We start from the raw sequence: 19910 nt of genomic DNA, 5'->3' as shown, positions 1-19910 counted from the left end.
CGTCCAAAGCGATATCAGCTCTCATCACTAATTCTCCATCATTGTAATTCTGCGCATCGTAACGTCCCCCGCGACGTACACCTTTCCAAAGGGCGACCGGATCTGTAAGTCTACTTCCGTTCCAATTATGCCCCAGTTTACCATTAATTCCCCCTTACAAAGCGCTTTACTTATAAGGGCAACAAATCCGGCCCACCCTCAACTAGGGGGACCGGAAAACTAATTATTTATTTTTCTTTGCTGTTGGCGTTTGCCCTTGCTGAGTGGCAAGCTGCTGCTTATAGCGTTCATTCCCCCGCCTTAGTTCAACGACCGTCCAAACCAATAAAGCGATAATGAACACGTCAAGGATGTACGCAACCATTGCGCCGAAGTGCTGCTCAGCCGGCGTTGGGTTGCTACTAAAGAAGGCAGTCATCTGATCAGGAAGCCCCTGCATATTAAGGAACGTCAAAACGATAACCGAAACCCATCCCAGAACTTTAACCCACCAGGTGTTCTTGTACTGTCCCATTTCTAGTTCACTGTCCGTCATCATTAAAAGCGGCAACATCGAAAATGGAAGCGCTAGGGCCAGGAAAACCTGCGAGTTATTCATCAGGTTATTGATGGCAATGTGCTGTCGAATTTCCGATTCACCTGCCGTTGTCAGAACACACAAGAGTACAGGAATAACAGAAAGCAGTCGGGTAACTAACCGCCGGGCCCACAGCGGCATCTTCATGTGAATAAAACCTTCCATAATGACCTGTCCGGTTAACGTTCCGGTAATTGTTGAATTTTGTCCGGAAGCCAACAGGGCAACCGCAAAGAGGGTTGAGAGAATCCCGGACCGGGCAACCGTCGCTAGCATCCCGTTACTTACAGTGTTGGGATTGTGGAGTGCCTGATATAGCCCAAAAAACGATGGATCTTTGATCGCGCCCGTTTTAAAGACAGCAACTCCCATGATTAATAGCAAGGCGTTCACAAAGAATGCTGCCGTCAACTGGATGTTTGAGTCCCACGTTGTAAAACGCACCGTTTGCTTTACGCTTTCCTCATCATCATAATTAATCTTCCGCGTTTGTGAAATTGCCGAGTGGAGGTATAGGTTATGAGGCATTACCGTCGCCCCAATAATCCCAAGCGCTCCACTTAACGGGGTGGTTCCGTTAACCACTGGATGACTTGCCATCACCTTTGCGCTTGGAATAAAGCCCGCAATTACAGCGCCCCACCTTGGATTAGACAACGCAACCTGGTAAATAAACACTCCAAGAATTACGAGAATCAGACAAACGACCAACGCTTCAATCTTCCGGAACCCAATCTTCGTTAGTAAAAGCAGCACCATTACGTCCGCAACCGTAATGAAAACCGCAATAATTAAAGGAATATGAAAGAGAAGATTTAACGCAATTGCGGCTCCTATTACCTCCGCGATATCCGTTGCCATAATGGCAAGTTCCGTCAGAATCCACAAAACAATTCCAAGTGCTTTACTCGTCCGCGCCCGAATTGCCTGCGCCAGGTCCATTTGCGTGACAATACCAAGTTTAGCTGCCATGTACTGTAAGAGCATCGCAATCAAGCTTGATATCAGGATTACTGACATTAAGAGGTAACCGAAGTCTTGGCCCCCCGTGATTGACGTTGACCAGTTTCCGGGATCCATGTATCCCACTGCAACCAGCGCTCCTGGGCCGGAATACGCAAGAAGTGTGCGCCAGAATCCCTTTCCCCTTGGGACTTCAACGGTCCCGTTAATTTCCTCAAGCGACTTTCCGTTTGCGTATTCCAGCAAACGGTGTTTCTTTTCAGCCATTGAAAATTTCCTCCCCAATAAAAATTCCACTATTAATATAGCACACGCATTTAGTAAATGATAGATATTTTTTTTGGGGTGCCAAAAGTTTTGCTGGTGTTATCAAACAACTTACGTTAGAATAGCGGTGAACATATGTAACCATTAGAAAGGAAGATTAGATGGATACTGAAAATGTTAAAAACATCAAAAAGATTCTTGTCGGTGTTGACGATTCGGCTGATGCCCAACTTGCATTCCGGGTTGCCATGCGCCGCGCAATTGACCTTAATGCCACCCTTTATATCGTGTCAGTCTTAGAAAAGGATGAAATGAACGTCTTTCAAGTCCTGGATGACGATTACGTTCATGGCGAACGAGAAGAACTCAAAAAACACCTTCTCCGTTACCAAAAAATTGCCGAGGAAGCTGGGGTCATCGACGTTCGCATTGTAATTGCCGAGGGAGATCCCGGCGAAACAATTGTCAAGGAAGTTATCCCAAGCATTAATCCTGACCTTCTTATTATTGGGGCCCTTTCAAAACAGGGAATTCGCAAGTACTTTGGTTCGCAAGCTGCATATATGGCAAAATATGCTCCATGCTCCGTCTTCGTTGTTCGGTAAAATCCATCCTTTATCATGAAATGATAAAGAAGGTTGGGACAAGCAGTCTCAACCTTCTTGTTATTTTCAACTGATTCAATGCTGAAGTGAGCAACCATGGTACAGTTTTACAAACCATCATCCTTACTACATAGTTCGGTCAGTTTGCTATTATCCCACCATGATTATTTTCTTCGTTCTGTCACATTTTTCTTTTATTTCCCGGGAAATTAACACAAACAAATTTAATATTGTGTTTCCCTGAAGGAATGGTAAAATGTAACCGATGATTTTAAAATTTCTAAATTAGGAAGTGAACGGTATGCATAAACCAAAAAAACGCCGTACGCCTTCCCTTGCTAACCGGATTAACCTTATTCGGGCAGCAGTTATGGGCGCAAACGATGGCATTCTTTCGATTGCCGGAATTGTTCTGGGTGTCGCGGGGGCGGCGGTTAGCCCCCATAACATTCTATTATCTGGTCTTTCGGGAATGCTGGCCGGAACCGTCTCCATGGCGATGGGTGAATTTGTATCTGTCAGCTCCCAACGGGATACCGAAAAACAAGCCATTACGGACGAAACAATGGCTCTTGATGAACATTATGATGAAGAATTCAACTTCATTAAGAATAAGTACGTACGAACGGGCATTTCGCCTGCTCTGGCAGCCCAAGCAACGAAGGAAATGCTCGCTGGTGATAGGCTGACCGTGGCAGTGCGGGAACGTTACGGGTTTGACCCAGCTGATAAGACAAGTGCGGTTGGGGCGGCAATTGCTTCAATGATTTCATTTCCAACTGGCTCACTTCTTCCGCTTCTTGCAATCACCCTTTTCCCGGCATCAATTCGGATTGGGGCAACGATTATTGCAGTTGCGCTTGCCCTTGCAATCACGGGGTATGCAGCCGCCGTTTTAGGAAACGCGCAGCGGGGAAAAGCCTTAAGGCGAAACGTTCTCTTTGGGTTACTTACAATGATTGTAACCTATGTAATCGGGACCCTTTTCGCGTAAGGAGGAGCACTCATGACAACAAAAGCTAGTAAAAAAGAACACCAGACCCTAGCCGAACGGGCAAATACATTACGCGCAGGAGTCCTTGGGGCCAACGACGGAATTTTAACAGTTGTGGGCGTGCTATTTAGTATGGCGGTCGCGACAACTAACCACTTCGCTATCTTCATGGCCGGACTTTCTGACTTATTAGCATGTGCGTTTTCCATGGCATCAGGGGAGTATACTTCCGTTAGTTCCCAAAAGGATACCGAAAAAGCCGTGGTCGCAGATGAAAAACGCCATCTGGGTGAACGTCGGGAAGAAAACCTTGCAACTGTTACCCGGTATTACCAAGAGCGGGGCGTCTCTGCCCAAACAGCTCGGGAAATTGCAGCGGAACTCATGGATAAGGACCCCCTTGGAACAATTGTCCGGATCAAGCACGGCCTTACCTTAGGTCATTACCTCAACCCATGGCATGCTGCCTTTTCATCTCTTGTATCAGCAGCCTCAGGGGGAATCTTCCCCCTCGTTGCCATGACGTTTCTCCCAACTGCAATTCAATGGTCCGGAACCATCATTGCAGTAATCCTCTCGGTTGCTCTTACCGGTTTTTTAAGTGCTAAACTTGGCAATGGCACTATCCGGGTGGCAATGATCCGGAACGTTATTATTGGAATTATCACGATGTTCATTCACTACTACGTGGGATTACTTCTTTAATTTTTCAATTCAATTACTAAAGAACCGGGCTTCTCGTGCGAAGCCCGGTTTTCTTATCGAAAAAGTTCCTGGAGGTGCTGTGTCCGGTAGCAGATTTGTGTAATAACCACCGTTCCAAGGGCCTTAAGTGTATCACCCGGCAAAAACACCAAGTTCGCCACAACCGCCTTTCCGAGAGCCATATGGCTAATATGCGCTAACCATAACGTCCCTAATCCATCAATTAGAAGAACCCCACAAAGCATTACGAGAAGCCACTGCCGCCAAAAAGTCGTCATTACCCCAAAATGGTGCACGGTTGCCCCAATCAGCAACGCTGCTAGGGGATACGCCATTACGTATCCGCCCGTTGGACTAACAAGAACCGTCAACGGTGAAACACCACCAGGAATCCCGCAAATTCCCAGAAGCATCACAACCAAAACGGCCAGTAACCCGCGCCGACCGCCCAACAGGGTCCCTGCCAGCATAATTCCCATGTTTTGCAAAATAATTGGGACCGGAATAAACCCAACCGGAATCGGAGGTAATAGTCCCATTACACAAATAATTACCGCCATCATTGCAATTTGAAGCAGGTGCCGTAGTCTAAGTTGCACAAAAAAACCTCCCTCTTTATTTACGTTAACTTAAATTTGATATTAGTTAACACAAATGATTATACTAGAAAGGTTTCAAAACGCAAGCTTTTTTATTCATACAGGGCTGCGAGTTGTTGCACCGTCGTCGTCAACGTATAGCCCGCATTTACAAAGGCCACTGCATTAGCAACACTATAAGTCAACTTATCAGGATGGCCATGCGCCGCAGCCGCTACCAGTTCATCCACCCACTGTTGCTCATCAAGGGGACAAACCCGTACCTGCCCCACCTGATGGGCCTCTGGTGATTGGTTAGGTGAAATGAGTGCGGGGGTACCATTTGCGATATTTTCCTGCAAGGAAAGAGAAAGCCCCTCATAAAGTGATGGCAGGGCAAATAAATCAAAGGTGTTCATCACCAAACGTGGGTTACGCAAAAAACCAGTAAACGTAACGTTTGCCGTAATTCCAAGTTGAGCAGCTAACTCCCGGGTAGCTGCCAGTTGTTTCCCGTCGCCCACTAAAACAAGGTGGGTTGCCTGATTTTGCTGGTGAACCCGCGCAAAAGTCCGTAATAAAAATTGTTGATTTTTCTGGGGAAGAAACCGGCCCAAGTGGCCAATTACAAACTTATCCGGAGCAATCCCTAAACGTTGCCGTGTTATTCGTGCCTGGTGGGCATCAAACCGATACTTTTCAGGAGCCACACCGTTTACAATCACCTTAAAGGTGGCTCGCTGTTGCACTGCCGGTGGATAAAAATAATCAGCCGCAAACTGGGAACACGCAATGAAATCCGTTGCCTTATGTGCCGCCACAATCATTCCAAGTCGGTGAAGCCGATCCCGTTCCCACCGATCTTGTCCCCGCCGGTCAGCATGAGCGTGGATAATAATCCGTTGAAACCCTTCTTCTCGTGCTAATAAAATAGGGGCAAAGTTCACAAGTGTATCCAGATGCAGATGAATTATTGAACTTGTTTGCCGCGCGACCTGTAATTCCCGGCGTACTGTTCGTAAATGCTTCATTAGTTGATCCGGACGCTTCCCAAAGGGAGCTGCCGTCCGGTATTTTCCTAACTGACGTAACCCTTCATCCGGATGTTCCCGCGCAATGTTAATTACCCGAAAACGAAATCCCTGCGAACAAAGTTGCGTATAATTATTCCGGACAAAAGCGGTTATTCCGTTATCTTGATTAAAAGGTCCTAAAAGTGTAATTGTCTTCATTCATCTTCCTCCGTTATCATTTCCCGGAGTGCATGAGGCCACTCTGACGGATACGGCGCCGTAATTACCCGGTGCTCGTTAGTAAATGGAACCACAATCCGCTGCTGAATTCCATGAAGCATCAATCCCTGCTGGGAAGTATTTCCTGGGAAATATAAAGGATCACCAATAATTGGATGGCCATTAGCCGCACAATGTACCCGTAACTGGTGGGTCCGCCCCGTTTCAAGCGTCAATGCCAGTAGCGTTGCGGTATATGTTCGGCGGAGTACCTGGTAATGGGTAACCGCTGGCTTGGCTGCCATTCCCTCAACCTTCCGTTTCCGCCGGTCCTGCGGATCCCGCCCAATTGGCTGGGTCCACGTTCCGGATAACTGTGAAAACTGACCCTGGACAACCGCCACATACCGCCGCTTTATTCTTCCTAAACTAATATTCCGGTCAAGAATCGGAACGACGACCGGATTTTTAGCAATAATCATCGCCCCGCTTGTTTGTTGATCAAGCCGGTGAACCATATACGGAGCTTCCTGGGAATGACCTGCAAGGTACCCAGCAGCCGCATTCATCATGGTTTTCTTTTCTGTTTGCCAGTTTGGATGACTTTTTAGTCCTCGAGGTTTATTAACGACCATTAAATCACGATTTTCATACAACACCGTACATGGTAAAGTCTCGTTAACAACATAATGCGATTCTGGGGTACGAAACTCCTCACCGTTAAAGACCATATGCACCTGCATACCACGTTTAACCCACGTATTCATTGCTTGATATTTGCCGTCTACGGTAACTGCCCGGTTAACCCGCAAATAATGAACAATCCGGCGGGGAAGAAGCCATGTTCGTTGGAGTAACTCACGAAGAGATTGTTCTCCCTGGGTTAACCCAACCTCTTGTGTAATTTCCCAATACATCAGTTTTCCTCGGGATGATGCTGGGCAATTAGCCGACACTGCTCACAATATGGGTGTTGAATAAAATCCCGCCAAAACTGTGCGTTAATTTCCTCTACGTGGCCACACCGGTGACACCGGACAACATAGTTATTGCCAACCGTCAGCATATTACGGCCCATCGCCGGAATCTTAACTAGCTCTAATGTCTTAGTTAGCATCTCCGCCATTTGGATCACCTCAGTTTCCATTATACCGCATCACGTTAACCACTTTTTGCCGCAAAAAAAAGCCGGATTCCAAAATCCAGGCTTCTTTTTGAATTACTGATTAATCTTCGGCCACAAATGGTAACAGACCCATAATCCGCGCCCGCTTAATTGCGACCGTCAACTTCCGCTGGTTCTTAGCGCTTGTTCCGGTTACCCGACGTGGTAAAATCTTTCCCCGCTCTGAAACGAACCGCTTCAGCAAATCTGTATCCTTGTAATCAATGTATTCAATGTGGTTTGCGGCGATGTAATCAATCTTCCGCCGCCGCCGGCCACCACGACGCTGTTGTGCCATGAAAATCCCTCCTTCGCTCGCTAGAACGGCAGATCGTTTTCAGAAATCGTTGTGGTATCCCCAGTCCCATTATCTGCAAACGGATCGTTGCCGTCCTGCTGGCCATTTGCTGGTGCTGAATCCGCCGGACCTTGTGCCGGAGTAGAAGTGCCCCCCGCTGGCATCCCAAAGTCCTGATTATCACTAAACGTATTCTGCACCGCACCATTACTTTGAGGTGCACCCTGATTACCATTCTGCTGCCGGTACCGGTCTGAATCTGCCTTTGATTCCAAGAACGAGAAGTTATCAGCAACAACCTCTGTCCGGTAAACCCGGTTCCCGTTCTGATCATCATATGACCGGGTTTGAATCCGCCCCTCAACGGCAATTAAAGCCCCTTTATGGGTGTAGTTTGCCAACGTTTCGGCTGATTTCCGCCAAATTACGCAGTTAATGAAATCAGCTTCCCGTTCGCCATTTTGGTTCTTAAACTGGCGGTCAACGGCCAACGTAAAGTTCGCCACGGCAACCCCTGACGGTGTGTACCGTAAGTCCGGATCACGCGTTAACCGCCCAACAAGAACAGCCCGGTTAATCATGGTGCATTCCTCCTTTAAAGTCAGTTATTTAAAACTAATCTTCCCGCTTAACGATCATGTGACGAAGAATCCCGTCGTTGATCTTAGCAAGCCGGTCAAATTCGTTGATTGCGTCTGCATTCTCTTCCTTAACGTTTACAATGTGGTACATTCCCTCACTGTAGCCGTTAATTTCGTATGCGAAACGCCGCTTTGACCAGTCCTTTGAATCAATCACCTCAGCACCGTTATCAGCTAATACTTTATCAAACCGGCTAACCAGTTCGTTCTTAGCTGCCTCATCCAGTGATGGGTTAATGATGTACGTAATTTCGTACTTTGTCATGACTGTGTCACCTCCTTATGGACTATTGGTTCTTAAATGATAAGAACAAGGAGTAACCTATCGTAAGGTACTCACGGTTAATTATTGTATCATTCCTCCAAACTAAAAACAACGAAGAGTTACAACCCGTAGCTATTTATAACTACGTCAAAAAGGGCCCCCTTCGTCGTTTTTTTTGTACTATTTTTCGTCTTGCTTTCCCGAAACACCTTCATCTGGCGAAACGGTTTCTTCTGGCACTACTTTTGCCATCGTAGAAACATGAGAATCATCCGTTAAGTTAATTAAATGAACCCCCATCGTTGCCCGACCAGTCGATGAGACACTCGCCGCAGCGAAGCGGATAATAACCCCCTTATCGGTAATCACCATGATATCCTCGTCACCCGTAACGGTAGTTAACCCAACTAGTGGGCCATTCTTAGCGGTAATGTTAGCCGTTTTAATTCCCTTGCCGCCTCGGCCTTTAACGGGATACTCGCTCACTGGTGTTTGTTTTCCGTAACCATTAGCAGAAATAACTAGCACCTGTGCTCTTGGAATTAACAAATCAGAACCAATCACATAGTCATCATCCCGCAGCCGAATTCCCCGAACTCCCGTGGCTGACCGCCCCATTGATCGAACCTGGTCCTCCCGGAAACTTGCCGCATAGCCGCTATGAGTTCCAATAATAATATTTTGATTACCATCCGTTACGGCAACGTTAATCAGTTCATCATCGTCTTTCAGGTTAATCGCTTTTAACCCGTTACTCCGAATATTCTCAAATTCAGCTACCGCCGTACGCTTAACAACGCCCTTAACGGTAGTAAAGAAGAAATAGTGGTTTCCATCGCGGGCATCCTTAGACAGGTTAATCACGGTTTGAATCCGCTCATCCCCTGCGATATTAAGGAGATTAATTATTGGAATCCCCTTTGCAGCCCGGCCGTATTCTGGGATTTCGTACCCCTTCATCCGGTAAACCTTTCCCTTATTCGTAAAGAAGAGAAGTTCTTCATGGGTTGACGTTGTTAAGAGGTGTTCGATGAAATCATCATCATGAACGCCCATTCCTTGAACACCCCGGCCGCCCCGATTTTGGGACTTAAAGTCCTTCGTTGGAAGGCGCTTAATGTAACCGTTATGCGTGAGGGTTACCACGACGTTTTCTTCTTCGATTAGGTCTTCATCTTCAATACTCAGAACTTCACCAACCATGAGTTCTGTCCGCCGTTTGTCACCAAACTTCTCCTGAATGGCAAGAAGTTCGTTATAAATAATCTCCTTAATTCGTTCTTCGTGAGCCAGGATGTCCTCGTAGTCAGCGATGGCCGCCATCGTCTTCTTGTACTCGTTATCGACCTTTTCGCGTTCCAATCCGGTTAATCGAACAAGGCGCATATCCAGGATAGCTTGCGCCTGCTTATCACTCAGCTGGTAGTTATCCATCAACTGGTTCTTCGCAATCTCAGCTGTCTGCGAATTTCGGATAATACTAATAATTTCATCAATGTGATCCAGCGCAATTCGTAATCCCTCAAGAATATGGGCCCGCGCCTTCGCCTTCTTCAGGTCAAACTGCGTCCGCCGCCGAATAACACTTTCTTGGTGATCCAGGTAGTACTGTAAAATTTCTTTTAGGCTAAGCAGCTTCGGCGTGCCGTTCACAATTGCAAGCATGTTAAACGTGTACGACGTCTGCATCAACGTTAGCTTGTAAAGGTTATTAAGCACTACCGATGCGCTCGCATCACGCCGGACATCAATCGTTATCCGAAGCCCATCCCGGTCAGATTCGTCCTGGATATTAGTAATCCCGTCAATCTTCTTTTCCCGTGTTAACTCAGCAATCCGCTCAATTAACTTGGCTTTATTAACCATGTATGGAATCTCATGGACAATAATTTGTTCCTTGCCGTTCGGTTGCTCCTCAATATCAACCTTTGCCCGCAAGGTTACCGTTCCGTGTCCCGTTTCGTATGCCTTCCGGATTCCGGATTTACCAATAACAACCCCACCAGTTGGGAAATCAGGTCCTGGGATTGCCTCCATTAAGTCTGTCGTTGTCGCATCTGGATTTTCCATCAGAACATGCAGCCCCGAAATTACTTCCGCCATGTTGTGCGGCGGAATATTGGTTGTCATCCCAACCGCGATTCCAGTTGCCCCATTAACCAGGAGGTTGGGGAACCGAGCCGGAAGCACTTCTGGTTCCCGTTCTGTTCCATCGTAGTTGTCCTGAAAATCAATTGTGTCCTTGTTAATATCCCGGAGCATTTCCAGCGTAATCTTACTCATCCGGGCTTCGGTGTACCGCATTGCGGCCGCACCATCACCATCAACCGAACCAAAGTTTCCGTGCCCGTCAACTAACAGGTACCGGTAACTAAAGTCCTGCGCCATCCGAACCATTGACTCGTAAATTGCCGCATCCCCGTGTGGATGGAACTTCCCCATTACGTCCCCAACAATTCTGGCCGACTTCTTATACGGCTTATCAGGAGTAACCCCAAGCTCGTTCATCCCGTATAAAATCCGCCGGTGAACGGGTTTAAGGCCATCCCGCACATCTGGTAACGCCCGGGCAACGATTACACTCATTGCGTAGTCCAGGAACGATTCCCGCATGACCTTTGATAGGTCAACATCCTTTATGCGGTCTGGTAATTCAACCACTTGTCACATCCTCCTTACGTTATTGTTTCACATGAAACATTCTGTTCCACCATTTGAGCAACAGCAAAATTCTTTAAATATCCAGGTTTTCAACAAATGTTGCGTTGTCTTCAATAAATTGCCGGCGCGGACCAACATGATCCCCCATCAACATTTCGAAGATCCCGTTTGCTTCCTCTGCATCAGATAAATCTACTCGTAGAAGCCGTCGGTTTGCCGGATCCATTGTAGTTTCCCACAATTGCTCGGCGTCCATTTCACCAAGCCCCTTATACCGTTGGATAACCGGTTTCGGACTTGGCGGAAGTTGCCCAAGTACTTCCTCAAGTTCTTCATCCGAATCAATGTACTTAATCATCTTTCCCTGCCGAACCTGATATAGTGGTGGCTGAGCAATGTAAACGTAACCCTTTTCAACCATTGGCCGCATAAACCGGTAAAATAACGTTAAGAGCAACGTCCGAATATGCGCCCCATCAACATCAGCATCCGTCATAATAATCAGTTTATGGTAGTTCGCTTTATCAACATCAAAGTCATCCCCAAAACCCGTTCCTAAGGCAGTAAATAAGGAACGAATTTCATCGTTTGCTAAAATCCGGTCTAAGCTTGCTTTTTCAACGTTTAAAATCTTTCCCCGAATTGGAAGAATTGCCTGTGTTAACCGCGACCGCCCCTGTTTAGCGGAGCCGCCAGCAGAGTCCCCCTCAACGATGAATAACTCTGAAATCTCAGGATCTTTGCTGGTATTATCTGCCAATTTCCCAGGGAGATTACTAATTTCTAATCCGTTCTTCTTCCGCGTTACCTCGCGCGCACGCTTAGCGGCAACCCGCGCCTTAGCGGCTAACATTCCCTTTTCAACAATCTGCTTTGCAACCGTTGGATTTTCCAGCATAAACTTTGAGAAGGTGGCGGTAAAAAGTTTATCCGTGGCGTGCCGAGCATCAGAATTTCCCAGCTTCGTTTTCGTCTGTCCCTCAAACTGCGGGTCCGGATGCTTAACCGACACCACGGCTGTTAATCCTTCCCGAACATCCTCCCCAGAAAGGTTGGGATCGTTATCCTTTAAGATTCCATTCTTCCGCGCGTAGTCGTTGATTACCCGCGTTAATGCAGTCTTAAATCCGGCTTCGTGCGTCCCCCCTTCATACGTATGAATGTTATTCGTAAACGTTAGTAGATTTGAATGGAAGTCATCCGTGTATTGCAACGCAACTTCAACGGTAATCCCATTTTCCTCACCTTCAACGTAAATCGGTTCCGGAAAAAGCTTCTCCTTCCCTTCATTTAGGTAATCAACGTAGTGTTTAATTCCTCCCGCATAATGGAAATCCGCGTGGATCGGTTCTTCCGACCGCTTATCATCAATCGTGATCCGCAGTCCCTTGTTTAGAAAAGCAAGTTCGCGAATCCGGGTCGTCAATACGTTAATATCATACACCGTTGTTTCCCGGAAAATATCAGCGTCAGGTTTAAAGTGCACCATCGTTCCGTGCGTGGCAGTATCACAATGACCGATTACTTCCATCGCGTGAACAACTTTCCCGCGCTTAAAATCCATCCCGTAGATGTTTGTATCACCAGCCCGCATTACCTGAACATCCAATTCAGTTGCCAAAGCATTTACGACGGAAGCTCCCACCCCGTGAAGACCACCAGACACCTTGTATCCGCCACCGCCAAATTTTCCACCGGCATGCAGAACAGTAAAGACGGTCTCAAGAGCAGGCCGTCCAGTCTTGGGTTGAATATCAACCGGAATTCCCCGCCCGTTATCCCGAACGGTAATGCTATTATCCTCCTCAACGGTTACGTTAATCTCCGTTGCAAAGCCTGCAAGGGCCTCATCAATCCCATTATCAATAATTTCCCACACAAGGTGGTGCAGCCCCTGAGAACTAGTCGAACCAATGTACATTCCTGGGCGTTTACGGACAGCTTCTAGTCCTTCCAACACCTGGATTTGACTGGCGTCATATTCCTTCGCCGCAGCCTGTTTAGCCGCCGTTGTTTTTTCTTCTTCAGTCAAGGTGATTCCTTCCTTCCTTCCTAATTAACATCAATCGGTGGTAGATTTACTATCTGTTATTTCCGGGGAAATATCCTTAGTTGGCATTACCGTTCCCGCACTAACCGTAAAAATTCGGGGAGCGTTTATTAATTGGCGGGCAACATCACTTAACGCCGGAGATGTTAAAAACGTTTGCACCCGATTCTGGATTGCCCGAAGAAGGTGCGTCTGCCGCATTCCGTCCAACTCAGACAAGACATCGTCAAGTAAAAGAATCGGCGCTTCTCCCGTTGCCCCCTGCATCAAGCCAATCTCGGCCAGTTTAACCGCTAACGCTGTGGTCCGCTGCTGTCCTTGCGAGCCATACGACTGAACATTCTTCCCGTTAAGGTAGAAGTAAACATCGTCCCGGTGCGGTCCCGCTAACGTCGTTCCTTTTTCTACCTCGGTTACCCGAATTTCCTGATACTTTGCAGTTAACTGCTCCCCAACTTCTTCAGCGGTTGTCCCAATCTCCTTCAAAAGGCGAGCGTGGTAACGAATTGTTAGCCTTTCATCTCCCTGAGTAATCCCACGTTGAAACTCCTGGGCGTACTCTTCTAACTGTGCAAGGTACCCAACCCGCTTGGCAATAATCGTTCCACCTAATTCAGCTAACTGAGCAGATAACACATCAAGATACACCTCATCATGCGTTTGGTTAAGTTGGAGCTGCTTAAGATATTGGTTCCGCTGGCGAAGAACTGTCCGGTACTGACTAAGAGCGGCCAGATACCGCGCATCAATCTGACCAAACTCCATGTCAATAAACCGCCGGCGAATAGCGGGAGCTCCCTTTACTAAAGCAAGATCCTCGGGCGCAAATAAAATGACGTTCATCTGCCCAATATATTGAGACAACTTAGCCTGTTCTAACTGATTAACCCGAACTCGTTTTCCGTTCACACCAAGGGAAACACTCAACCGCAATGGTCCCAGTTCCCGGACTACCACTCCGTCAACGTGAGCGGTTTTCTGACCAAACCGGATAAGTTGCCGGTCATTCGCCGTTCGATGACTTCGCGTCATTGCTAAGAGGTAAATTGCCTCTAATAGGTTTGTTTTCCCCTGTGCATTCTGTCCGAGTAACACGTTCGTCTGGGGTGAAAACTCAACTGTGAGGTCCGCATAATTCCGAAAATTCTTGAGGTGTAAACTATCGAGGTGCACGGGGACCCATCGCTTTCAGTGTAACTACCTGCTTGTCGGGAAACGTTACCGTATCACCAGCGCGGAGCTTCTTTCCCCGCCGCTTTTCGGGCTCACCGTTAACCAAGATTTCGTTGGTTGCTAGGTACCACTTAGCCTGTCCCCCCGAAGAAATCAAATCTATACTCTTAAGTAACTGCCCCAAGGTAATTACCGGTTTTCGCAGCCGAAATTCATTTCTCACACAGCATCCCTCACTTTCGTGTCCGTCTCTAATTATAGCTTTTTTGCCCCCTAAAAACAATCAGAAGCGCATAACGGCCGGTTTCAGCTCATTTATAATGATTGAATGGTTTTCTACGTACCCCGAGCGTAATCCCTGTAAACGTCCTTAAAATCGCTTATAGCCCCTAAGCTAAATTTAAATAAAAAAAGAAGGCATGTTTTTAACAACGCCTTCTTCTTTTACTCTTTTCGTTTTTACTATACCGGTTTAAACCGTCCGGACCGGGGTAATCAACTGGATAAAATCACCCTGATCATCACTTGGAACAAGTGTAAACGGCCGGAGTGGCTGGGTAAAGGCCAGCTTAATGGTCGCTTGTCCGAATGACCGCAAAGCATCCTTCATGTAATCCGGATTAAACGAAATCGCAATTCCTTCGCCGGAAAGGGAATTAAACTGCAGTTCTTCTTCGACGTTTCCGACCTCTGGCGAATTTCCAGAGAGGGTTGCCCGCTGAGCATTAGTATCAAGCTCCAGCTTAACAACGTTATTTTGGCCAGCATGCGACAGTAATGACGCCCGTTCAATTGCTTGGAATAAAATACCCGCATTAAATTCCACTTGGGTGCTTGAATCTTGGGGAATTAACCGGGATGTCTCCGGGTACATTCCATCAAGCAACCGAGAATAAAATGCCGTTGTCCCCCACGTAAACAAAATTTGATTTTCAGCAACTCGGAGATGGAGCTGTGCATCGTCATCACTAAGCATCCGGGATAGTTCCCGCAGCGCATCTCCAGGAACAATGATGTCATAATCGACTTTAGGGGCGGTTGCTAACGTAATTTTTCGTTGGCTTAGCCGGTGAGAATCCGTTGCAACTGCTAGCAATTCACCGTTATGAATTGTTACGTGAATACCGGTTAACATTGGCCGGCTTTCTTGCTTGGATACGGCAATAACGGTCTGACTAATAATTTGCTTTAAAACGTCACCCGCAATTGTTAGTTGCTCCGCCGTATCAATTTCTGGTAAATGAGGATAATTAACAGCATCTAACCCATTAATTGTAAAGGAAGCTGAACCTGACGTAATGGTTGCTTGGTAATGATCATTAACCGTTACCTTCATTGTTTTTTCAGGAAGTTTTTTAACGATTTCACTGAAAAATCGAGCAGGAAGTACAATGGAGCCCGTTGAATCAATGATTAAATCAGCGTTTGGTGCGGTTACTGGAAGTTGCGTTTGAATGGTGATATCAGCGTTACTTCCTGTTAACGTTAATCTTTCATCAGTTAAATCTAATTTTAATCCCGTTAAAATCTCAATTGCGGTTTTAGTTGAAATAGCTCGTTGAACTGCATTGAGTTCTGTTAAAAAAGCATTTCGGTTTACAGAGAATTCCATGGATGTCCCTCCTGGTTATTAATAATTAATTATAAAGAATAACAGTAATAGTATTAGGGGCTGTTTATTTTGTGGATAACCCCGAAAATAGAGAAAAAGCACGAAACTAGCTTGTTAACAACTTGTGGATAACCACTGGGGATTACCTCGTTATTATGCACAGGTTATTTCTGTAAAGCAGCTTTAATATCGGCAACTGCTTGCCGTAAAGTTGCGTCCTCTTTAAGGGCAGCATCAATTTTGTCGTAGGCGTGAATCACCGTTGTGTGGTCCTTTCCACCGAACTCATTTCCAATCCGGGGAAGGGAGGCATCCGTCATTGTCCGTGAAAGATACATTGCAATTTGACGGGGAACAACGATTGTTTTAACCCGCTTTCGGCCCTTCAAATCGGCAACGGTCACGTGAAAATGGGCAGCAACCTTTTCTTGAATAAGAGCAATTGACAGTTCCGGCCTGATTACTTGTGTGTTGTAGTTTTGGAGCGCTTGGGCGGCTAGATCTGTTGTAATTGGTTTGTTGTTTAGCCGAGAATAGGCAATTACCCGGTTGAGCGCTCCCTGAAGGTCACGCACACTTTTATCTGCCTGGTTATTAGCGATGTATTTAAGGGCATCATCGGTTGCACTTACGTGGTTATCGTCAGCCTTATTCCGGAGGATTGCAATCCGGGTTTCAAGATCAGGGGGAGTGATGTCAACGGAAAGTCCCATTTTAAAGCGGGAAACGAGGCGGTCTTCCAGGTTAGGAATTTGTTCCGGCTGGCGATCAGAGGTAAAGACAATTTGCTTATTTTTTTCAAATAAATCCTCAAATGTATGGAAGAATTCTTCCTTGGTAGAATCCTTATCCGCAAAAAATTGAATATCGTCGATTAAAAGGAGATCAACGTTCCGGTATGCATCACGGAACTCAGATTGGCGATTATTCCGGATTGAATCAATAAAGTCATTCGTGAATGTTTCGCTGGAAACAAACCGGATGGTGTAATTGGGGTTAATTTCAAGCATACGGTGCCCAATGGCCTGCATCAAGTGGGTTTTTCCCAAACCAACGCCACCATAAATTAATAGTGGATTATACATTGACCCCGGTTGTTCGGCGACTGATAAGGCTGCTGCTTGGGCCATCCGGTTACCTTCACCCACAACGAAGTTTTCAAAGGTGTAATGATCGTTGAGGGATGAGGGTTTCATGTATGCTGGAACCTGATCGAAGTCGTTGTTAATCCCATTTTGAGCTGCGGATTTTGGGGATTGACCGGTATCGTGAGTCACCGTTTGGGATAACGGGTTTGCGTCTTCTGGCACCTGCGCCAGGATTGTAATGGTGTCCTTTGTTGATTTTTTTAATAGGGCACTTGCCTTCTCTGCAAGCGTATCACGCCAAAAGTCAGCGTGAAACTGAGTTGGAACGGTAATTGTTAACACGTTATCCGTAAATGATTCAGGAGTTGCCGTTTCGACCCAGGTTGCAAATGAAGTTGGAGAAAGATCCTGACGGAGGGTGTCGCTAATGAATTGCCAGATGGTCGCTAAACTTGGTTGACTTTGATTCGCCACGACAAATTCCTCCTTACTTAACTTAGAATTACGCACCTAGTCTACCATAATGGTTTCCTTTTTTTCCACAACTGTTTTGTTTTTATGGGATTAATTCACAGATTGCGAGTAAAAAAATCCCCTAAACACACAAAGAAAGAATAATTTGTCCACAAGAAATGTGAATTGTGGGGATATTTCAAAAAAGTTACGAACAAATCACAGAAGTTTTACACCATGTAAACCCCTAAAAAATAAAGCACATTAAAGCTTATCCACAAAATCCACAAAGCTGTGCACACTCTTATCCAAGGGGCGTTAATTTGCGTATAATTTTGCAAAATGTGGGGATTAAGTGCGAATAATGTTTGATTTTATCCACACTATCCACAACAATGTCCACTGTTTTTGTGGATATTCATAAAGGAGTGCTCGGATTTTCCGGGAAAAACTTCTTTTCATTTATGAGGCGGTATGGTAGGCTTATAAGGTAAGTCTTAGCCTAGCAGTTGATTCGGGAAGCCGGTCAATCTTGTTAGGAAATTGAATAGGAGGTGCAGCAGCATGAAGCGAACATACCAACCAAAGAAGCGGCACCGGCAACGGGTTCATGGTTTCCGGAAGCGGATGAGCACGAGCAATGGCCGGAAGGTGCTTGCACGGCGTCGTCGGAAGGGCAGAAAAGTATTGTCTGCATAGGCCACTGGACCGTCAGTGGTCTTTTTCTTTTACGGTTATAAGGAAAAAAGCCACGGATTTTTGGAGATGGATTATGAGAAAATCATATCGCGTCAAAAAAGAAGCGGAGTTTCAGCGGGTCTTCACGACCGGTAAATCGTATGCTAACCGCCAGTTTGTTGTGTACGTTTTAGAAAAGCCAAATCAGCCTCATTTTCGGGTAGGGATCTCAGTGGGGAAAAAGATTGGTAATTCTGTGGCGCGGAACTGGGTTAAGCGGCGGATTCGGCAGAGCCTAACGGAACTTAAGCCCCAATTAAAGCAGGATTGCGATTTTTTGGTAATTGCGCGGCCGACCGTTTCTGGAATGGCAATGAGGGACGTTAAGCGTCACCTAGTGCACGTTCTGCGACTCGCGAAGATTTTACCAGCTGAATAAGAGGAATTACGCATGAAGAAAAAACACAGGCGCGGACTTGTTATTCTAAGTGTGATGGTACTGCCGTTACTATTAGCGGGGTGCGGAACGAGTAATGTCACTGCTCATAGTACAGGGATTTGGGACCATTACGTAATTTGGAACTTTATCCGGGCAATTGAATGGCTTAGTCACTTATTTGGTAACAATTACGGGTGGGGAATTATTGTTTTCACCGTAATTGTGCGGATTATTATTCTCCCGCTGATGTTCTATCAAAATAAGTCAATGCGGAAGACAACTGAACTACAGCCGCAATTTAAGGCGTTGCAGGCGAAGTACCCTGATGCCCGAACTGATCCGGACCAGGCGCGGGCAATGCAAGAAGAGCAGCAAAAGTTATATGCGGATGCCGGAATTTCGCCGGTTGCCGGGTGTTTGCCGATGTTGGTTCAGATGCCCGTGTTGATTGCCCTGTATCAGGCAATTTTTCGGTCACCAGTTCTTAAATCTGGCCACTTTTTCTGGATGGAACTGGGGGACAAAGATCCGTACTACATCATGCCAATTTTGGCGGCGTTGTTTACGTTCTTAACGTCATATCTAAGTATGATGTCCCAGCCAGAACAAAATGGAATGACGAAGGTCATGACGTATGGAATGTCAATTATGACACTTATCATGGCTATTAATTTCCCGGCCGCATTGTCGCTGTACTGGATGATTACCAATGCCTTTTCTGTTGGACAAATCTTGTTAATTTCAAATCCGTTTAAGATTCGACGTGAACGGGAGGAACAGGAACGGCAAGCGAAAGAAGCGCAGCGAAGGAAACAAAAGGCGCGGCAAAAGGCGCTGAAAAACCGAAAAAAGGGTTAGCATTGTGATTAAGGCTTTAGCATGGTGTCATCATCGTAGTGAGGTGGATACACCATGTTTTTTATAGTAACGAAACAAGGAGGCTGTACTTTACGTCACAGCCTCCTTGTTTTGTCATAATCTAATATTATAAAACAAACGAGTGGAGTGCGAATCAACCGCGGAATTCATCCTCCGTACTTTGTTCCCAACGCCACTCGTCTTTTAACTTCTTTACGTGTTTGGCTAATCGGCAGCGATTGGTTCGCGGATTAGCTTCATACTTACATGATCCGTAATGCGCAGCCACTTCGTTTCGTTTGTAGTGGTTGGATCGGCATTTTCCGTTAGCTCACGGTTAACAACCATGGTGTCTACCGTGTGTAACCAATTAGCAATTTTTTGGTAGTTTGCCAAAATAGCTTCCCGAACATCCCGGTCATCATTGAACTGGAAATAAACCCCCGTGTACCATGTTTGGCCGTTAAGAATCTGCTTAGCAAGATTTTTAAGAAAAACGCGCTTATGATCAACAGCACTAAAATCTAACATGATATTGTCAACCGTAATTACTCCGGTTGAGAGGTTTTTGCGCATAAATGCAGTGATGTTTCGTACTTGTTCCATTT

General features: G+C 46.2%; 21 protein-coding genes. 6 read left to right on the top strand and 15 right to left on the bottom strand.

Annotated elements, in window-relative coordinates; translation table 11 throughout:
• Positions 1-223: 223 nt before the first annotated feature.
• Positions 224-1807 carry an Nramp family divalent metal transporter gene (locus ACI3EZ_RS03655; RefSeq protein WP_405025552.1) on the bottom strand — a complete coding sequence of 528 codons (1584 nt, stop codon included), beginning with the start codon at positions 1805-1807 and terminating at the stop codon, positions 224-226.
• Positions 1808-1968: 161 nt separating this feature from the next.
• On the opposite strand from ACI3EZ_RS03655, the gene ACI3EZ_RS03650 reads away from it, so the two are divergent.
• The 3 genes from ACI3EZ_RS03650 (at position 1969) to ACI3EZ_RS03640 (ending at position 4111) form a co-directional block, all read left to right on the top strand.
• The gene (locus ACI3EZ_RS03650) at positions 1969-2412 is read left to right on the top strand and encodes a universal stress protein (RefSeq protein WP_405025551.1); all 444 of its coding nucleotides are present in this window, start codon (positions 1969-1971) and stop codon (positions 2410-2412) included.
• Positions 2413-2713: 301 nt separating this feature from the next.
• Entirely contained in the window at positions 2714-3406 is a 693-nt protein-coding gene (locus tag ACI3EZ_RS03645) for a VIT family protein (protein ID WP_405024585.1), read from the top strand.
• Positions 3407-3418: 12 nt separating this feature from the next.
• Positions 3419-4111: a VIT family protein gene (locus tag ACI3EZ_RS03640; RefSeq protein WP_405024584.1), complete on the top strand. Its 693-nt coding sequence runs from the start codon at positions 3419-3421 to the stop codon at positions 4109-4111.
• A gap of 53 nt (positions 4112-4164) precedes the next feature.
• On the opposite strand, the gene ACI3EZ_RS03635 is transcribed toward ACI3EZ_RS03640, so the two are convergent.
• From ACI3EZ_RS03635 to dnaA, 13 genes are all read right to left on the bottom strand, one after another.
• A complete protein-coding gene (locus ACI3EZ_RS03635) occupies positions 4165-4710 on the bottom strand; it encodes a biotin transporter BioY (RefSeq protein WP_405024583.1) in 546 nt (181 codons plus the stop codon).
• Positions 4711-4802: 92 nt separating this feature from the next.
• Positions 4803-5921: a glycosyltransferase gene (locus ACI3EZ_RS03630; protein ID WP_405025550.1), complete on the bottom strand. Its 1119-nt coding sequence runs from the start codon at positions 5919-5921 to the stop codon at positions 4803-4805.
• Positions 5918-6838, bottom strand: a complete 921-nt coding sequence (locus tag ACI3EZ_RS03625) for an RluA family pseudouridine synthase (protein ID WP_405025549.1) — start codon at positions 6836-6838, stop codon at positions 5918-5920. Before ACI3EZ_RS03625 ends, ACI3EZ_RS03630 begins: the two co-directional genes overlap by 4 nt.
• A complete protein-coding gene (locus tag ACI3EZ_RS03620) occupies positions 6838-7068 on the bottom strand; it encodes a hypothetical protein (RefSeq protein ID WP_405024580.1) in 231 nt (76 codons plus the stop codon). Before ACI3EZ_RS03620 ends, ACI3EZ_RS03625 begins: the two co-directional genes overlap by 1 nt.
• A gap of 79 nt (positions 7069-7147) precedes the next feature.
• On the bottom strand, positions 7148-7384 hold the full coding sequence (gene rpsR / locus ACI3EZ_RS03615; protein WP_405024579.1) for a 30S ribosomal protein S18: 237 nt from the start codon (positions 7382-7384) through the stop codon (positions 7148-7150).
• Positions 7385-7404: 20 nt separating this feature from the next.
• Positions 7405-7965 carry a single-stranded DNA-binding protein gene (gene ssb, locus ACI3EZ_RS03610; RefSeq protein ID WP_405025548.1) on the bottom strand — a complete coding sequence of 187 codons (561 nt, stop codon included), beginning with the start codon at positions 7963-7965 and terminating at the stop codon, positions 7405-7407.
• 34 nt (positions 7966-7999) lie between these two features.
• Entirely contained in the window at positions 8000-8290 is a 291-nt protein-coding gene (rpsF, locus tag ACI3EZ_RS03605) for a 30S ribosomal protein S6 (RefSeq protein WP_405024577.1), read from the bottom strand.
• A 180-nt stretch (positions 8291-8470) separates the two neighbouring features.
• Entirely contained in the window at positions 8471-10951 is a 2481-nt protein-coding gene (gyrA, locus tag ACI3EZ_RS03600) for a DNA gyrase subunit A (RefSeq protein ID WP_405025547.1), read from the bottom strand.
• A gap of 73 nt (positions 10952-11024) precedes the next feature.
• On the bottom strand, positions 11025-12983 hold the full coding sequence (gene gyrB / locus ACI3EZ_RS03595; protein WP_405025546.1) for a DNA topoisomerase (ATP-hydrolyzing) subunit B: 1959 nt from the start codon (positions 12981-12983) through the stop codon (positions 11025-11027).
• 30 nt (positions 12984-13013) lie between these two features.
• The gene (gene recF / locus ACI3EZ_RS03590; protein WP_405025545.1) at positions 13014-14174 is read right to left on the bottom strand and encodes a DNA replication/repair protein RecF; all 1161 of its coding nucleotides are present in this window, start codon (positions 14172-14174) and stop codon (positions 13014-13016) included.
• Positions 14161-14397, bottom strand: coding sequence for a S4 domain-containing protein YaaA (gene yaaA, locus ACI3EZ_RS03585; RefSeq protein WP_405025544.1), 237 nt, complete (start codon positions 14395-14397; stop codon positions 14161-14163). Before yaaA ends, recF begins: the two co-directional genes overlap by 14 nt.
• A gap of 249 nt (positions 14398-14646) precedes the next feature.
• A complete protein-coding gene (gene dnaN, locus ACI3EZ_RS03580) occupies positions 14647-15786 on the bottom strand; it encodes a DNA polymerase III subunit beta (protein WP_405025543.1) in 1140 nt (379 codons plus the stop codon).
• A gap of 164 nt (positions 15787-15950) precedes the next feature.
• Positions 15951-17348 carry a chromosomal replication initiator protein DnaA gene (gene dnaA / locus ACI3EZ_RS03575; protein WP_405025542.1) on the bottom strand — a complete coding sequence of 466 codons (1398 nt, stop codon included), beginning with the start codon at positions 17346-17348 and terminating at the stop codon, positions 15951-15953.
• A 543-nt stretch (positions 17349-17891) separates the two neighbouring features.
• Between dnaA and rpmH the strand changes: the two genes are divergently transcribed.
• The 3 genes from rpmH to ACI3EZ_RS03560 all read left to right on the top strand — a co-directional run bounded on the left by rpmH (position 17892) and on the right by ACI3EZ_RS03560 (position 19302).
• A complete protein-coding gene (rpmH, locus tag ACI3EZ_RS03570) occupies positions 17892-18026 on the top strand; it encodes a 50S ribosomal protein L34 (RefSeq protein ID WP_010581276.1) in 135 nt (44 codons plus the stop codon).
• Positions 18027-18099: 73 nt separating this feature from the next.
• Positions 18100-18444 (top strand): ribonuclease P protein component, encoded by a 345-nt coding sequence (gene rnpA, locus ACI3EZ_RS03565; protein ID WP_405024570.1) that lies wholly within the window; start codon positions 18100-18102, stop codon positions 18442-18444.
• Between the two features lie 12 nt (positions 18445-18456).
• Positions 18457-19302, top strand: a complete 846-nt coding sequence (locus ACI3EZ_RS03560) for a membrane protein insertase YidC (RefSeq protein ID WP_405024569.1) — start codon at positions 18457-18459, stop codon at positions 19300-19302.
• Positions 19303-19527: 225 nt separating this feature from the next.
• On the opposite strand, the gene ACI3EZ_RS03555 is transcribed toward ACI3EZ_RS03560, so the two are convergent.
• Positions 19528-19908 (bottom strand): hypothetical protein, encoded by a 381-nt coding sequence (locus ACI3EZ_RS03555; RefSeq protein ID WP_405025541.1) that lies wholly within the window; start codon positions 19906-19908, stop codon positions 19528-19530.
• Positions 19909-19910: the final 2 nt, after the last annotated feature.

This window comes from Ligilactobacillus sp. LYQ60 (assembly GCF_045033015.1).
Taxonomy (GTDB): domain Bacteria; phylum Bacillota; class Bacilli; order Lactobacillales; family Lactobacillaceae; genus Ligilactobacillus.
This window is presented reverse-complemented; position numbering and strand designations above follow the sequence as displayed.

What these genes read in the sequence shown, in the direction of transcription:
- ACI3EZ_RS03655 (WP_405025552.1), bottom strand. Translation starts at nt 1,807, where the DNA reads ATGGCTGAAAAGAAACACCGTTTGCTGGAATACGCAAACGGAAAGTCG.
- ACI3EZ_RS03650 (WP_405025551.1), top strand. Translation starts at nt 1,969, where the DNA reads ATGGATACTGAAAATGTTAAAAACATCAAAAAGATTCTTGTCGGTGTT.
- ACI3EZ_RS03645 (WP_405024585.1), top strand. Translation starts at nt 2,714, where the DNA reads ATGCATAAACCAAAAAAACGCCGTACGCCTTCCCTTGCTAACCGGATT.
- ACI3EZ_RS03640 (WP_405024584.1), top strand. Translation starts at nt 3,419, where the DNA reads ATGACAACAAAAGCTAGTAAAAAAGAACACCAGACCCTAGCCGAACGG.
- ACI3EZ_RS03630 (WP_405025550.1), bottom strand. Translation starts at nt 5,921, where the DNA reads ATGAAGACAATTACACTTTTAGGACCTTTTAATCAAGATAACGGAATA.
- ACI3EZ_RS03625 (WP_405025549.1), bottom strand. Translation starts at nt 6,838, where the DNA reads ATGTATTGGGAAATTACACAAGAGGTTGGGTTAACCCAGGGAGAACAA.
- ACI3EZ_RS03620 (WP_405024580.1), bottom strand. Translation starts at nt 7,068, where the DNA reads ATGGAAACTGAGGTGATCCAAATGGCGGAGATGCTAACTAAGACATTA.
- rpsR (WP_405024579.1), bottom strand. Translation starts at nt 7,384, where the DNA reads ATGGCACAACAGCGTCGTGGTGGCCGGCGGCGGCGGAAGATTGATTAC.
- ssb (WP_405025548.1), bottom strand. Translation starts at nt 7,965, where the DNA reads ATGATTAACCGGGCTGTTCTTGTTGGGCGGTTAACGCGTGATCCGGAC.
- rpsF (WP_405024577.1), bottom strand. Translation starts at nt 8,290, where the DNA reads ATGACAAAGTACGAAATTACGTACATCATTAACCCATCACTGGATGAG.
- dnaN (WP_405025543.1), bottom strand. Translation starts at nt 15,786, where the DNA reads ATGGAATTCTCTGTAAACCGAAATGCTTTTTTAACAGAACTCAATGCA.
- rpmH (WP_010581276.1), top strand. Translation starts at nt 17,892, where the DNA reads ATGAAGCGAACATACCAACCAAAGAAGCGGCACCGGCAACGGGTTCAT.
- rnpA (WP_405024570.1), top strand. Translation starts at nt 18,100, where the DNA reads ATGAGAAAATCATATCGCGTCAAAAAAGAAGCGGAGTTTCAGCGGGTC.
- ACI3EZ_RS03560 (WP_405024569.1), top strand. Translation starts at nt 18,457, where the DNA reads ATGAAGAAAAAACACAGGCGCGGACTTGTTATTCTAAGTGTGATGGTA.
- ACI3EZ_RS03555 (WP_405025541.1), bottom strand. Translation starts at nt 19,908, where the DNA reads ATGGAACAAGTACGAAACATCACTGCATTTATGCGCAAAAACCTCTCA.